A 2,671-nucleotide genomic window follows, 5' to 3' on the forward strand; every position below is an offset into this window, starting at 1 on the left:
GGCGCGGGCGCTGCTCGTGGAACTGATTTGCCGCATCACGGGCAACCCGCGCCTCTCCCCCGGCTATCACGGCGGCATCCCGGCGCTCCATAGTGTTTCCCAATGACCCGAGGAGGGCTCGGTTTAGGACATCGGGCGGACATACACAATGCTTTCCCAACGGTACGTTCGTCCTGTTGTGTCCGACTCCGGGTCCCACGCCGGGCGGGTGAGCGGAGGTCTCGTGGACGAGGTGGTGGAACGGGGCGGGCGCCTGGCGTTCCGGGTGCTGGGACCGATCGAGGTCACCGGCGCCGGGGGGCCCGTGCGCATCCCGCCGGGGCGGCAGCAGGTCATCCTGGCCTGCCTGCTGCTGGAGGCGAACAAGGTGGTCAGCACGGACCACCTGGTGGACGCGCTGTGGGAGGTCAACCCGCCGGACACCGCGCGCACCCAGGTGCAGATCTGCGTGTCGCGGCTGCGCAAGACGCTGGCCGACGCGGGCGTGGAGGTCTCCATCGTGACCCGCCCGCCGGGCTACCAGCTGCGCCTGCCGGACGCCTCGCTGGACGTGCACGAGTTCACCAGGGGCGTCACCGAGGGGCGCGCGGCGGCCAGGCGCGGCGAGCTGTCCGAGGCGTCCGAGCTGCTGCGGGCCTCGGTGGGGCTGTGGCGCGGGGAGTGCCTGAGCGGGCTGGCGAGCGCGCCGCTGCGCACCAGGGCGCTGCGCCTGGAGGAGGACCGGCTCAACGCGGTGGAGACCTGCCTGGGGATCGACCTGGAGCTGGGGCTGCACCACGAGCTGGTCGGCGAGATCGGCAGGCTGGTGCGCGAGCACCCGCTGCGGGAGCGGCCGAGGGCGCTGCTGATGCTGGCGCTGTACCGGTCGGGCCGCAAGGCCGAGGCGCTGGAGGTGTACCGGGAGGGCCGCGACCTGCTGGTGGAGGAGCTGGGCCTGGAGCCCGGCGAGGAGCTGCGGGAGCTGGAGCGGGCGATCCACGCCGGGGACGCCTCACTGCTGCGCGGCCCCGAGCCTGCGCGCGAGCGAAGACCCGCTGAGCCCGCCGACGCCGCGCGCGCGGCGGTGCCCAGGCAGCTGCCCGCCGACACCGCCGACTTCATCGGCGGCGAGGAGCTGATCACCGCCGCCGAGGAGGTGCTCACCGGGGGCGCGGGGCGGCGCGCGGTCGGCGTCGTGGTGGTCATCGGCCGGCCGGGCGTGGGCAAGTCGACGCTGGCCGCGCACCTGGGGCACCGGGTCGCCGAGGAGCACTTCCCCGACGGGCAGCTGTACTGCGACCTGCGCGGCGGCTACGGCGACGCGGGCGGGTCCGCCGACGTGCTCGGCCGGTTCCTGCAGGCGCTCGGCATCCCCGGCGCGATGATCCCGGTGGAGCACACCGCGCGCACCGAGATGTACCGGACGCTGCTGGCGGACCGGCGGGTGCTGGTGGTGCTGGACAACGCGGTCAGCGAGCGGCAGGTGCTGCCGCTGCTGCCCGGCGGCGGGCGCTGCGCGGTGGGGGTGACCAGCCGGGCGCGGCTGACCGGGCTGCCGGGGGCGCGGCAGCTGGAGCTGGACGTGCTGGACCGGGAGCAGTCGCTGGAGCTGCTCGGCCGGGTCGTGGGCGAGCGGCGGGTGGCGGGCGCGCCGGAGGCGGCGGAGGCGCTGGTGCGCACCGTCGGCGGGCTGCCGCTGGCGCTGCGGATCGTCGCGGCGCGGCTGGCGGCCCGACCGCACTGGTCGCTGGCGTCGATGGTGCACCGGCTGGCCAGCGAGCGGCACCGCCTCGACGAGCTGGCGCACGGCGAGATGACGATCCGGGCGAGCCTGTCGCTGACCCACGACGGGCTGGACCAGCCGACGCGGCGGCTGTTCGGGCTGCTCAGCCTGGCCGAGGGCCCGTCGCTGCCCGGCTGGGTGGCGGGCGCGGCGCTGGACGACGGCAGGCCGTACGCCTCGGACCTGATCGAGCCGCTGGTGGACGTGCAGATGCTCGACGTGGTCTCGGTCGACGGCACCGGCGAGTTCCGCTACCGCTTCCACGACATCATCCGGCTGTTCGCCCGCGAGCAGCTGGCGTCGGTGGACGAGCGGGAGCAGCGGGAGGTGCAGGAGCGGGTGCTCGGCGGCTGGCTGTCGCTGGCCGAGCAGGCGCACCGGGGCGTGTTCGGCGGCGACTTCACCGCGCTGCACGGGAGCGCGCCGCGCTGGCACCCGCACCCCGTGCACGCCGAGCGGCTGCTGGAGAGCCCGCTGGAGTGGCTGGAGGGCGAGCTGCCGAACCTGCGGGCGGCCGTGGCGCAGGCGGCGCGGCTCGGGCTGGACGAGCTGTGCTGGGACCTGGCGGTGACCACGACGACGCTGTTCGAGGCGCGCGGGCACCTGGACGACTGGCGGCACACCCACGACGAGGCGCTGCGGGCCACCAGGGCCGCGGGCAACGCGCGCGGCACGGCGGCGCTGCTGGCCTCGCTCGGCACCCTGCACATCAACCGGGGGCGCGCCGAGGAGTCCGGGGCGGTGCTGGTGGAGGCGCTGGCGGCGTTCACCGAGCTGGGCGACGTGCGCGGGCAGGCGCTGTGCAGGCGCGACCTGGGGCTGCTCACCCGGCAGGCCGGGGACGACGCGGGCGCGCTGGCGCTGTACGGGCTGGCGCTGGCCGGGTTCGAGGAGGTCGGCGACGTCGTC

General features: G+C 75.6%; 1 protein-coding gene. It reads left to right on the forward strand.

Annotated features, from left to right (window positions below; all coding sequences use genetic code 11):
- Window positions 1–208: 208 nt before the first annotated feature.
- Window positions 209–2,671, forward strand: a 2,463-nt coding sequence (locus tag ACTUAL_RS14770; RefSeq protein WP_440900646.1) for a BTAD domain-containing putative transcriptional regulator, incomplete at its 3' end; no start/stop codon positions are given.

It is taken from the genome of Actinosynnema sp., from assembly GCF_052038725.1.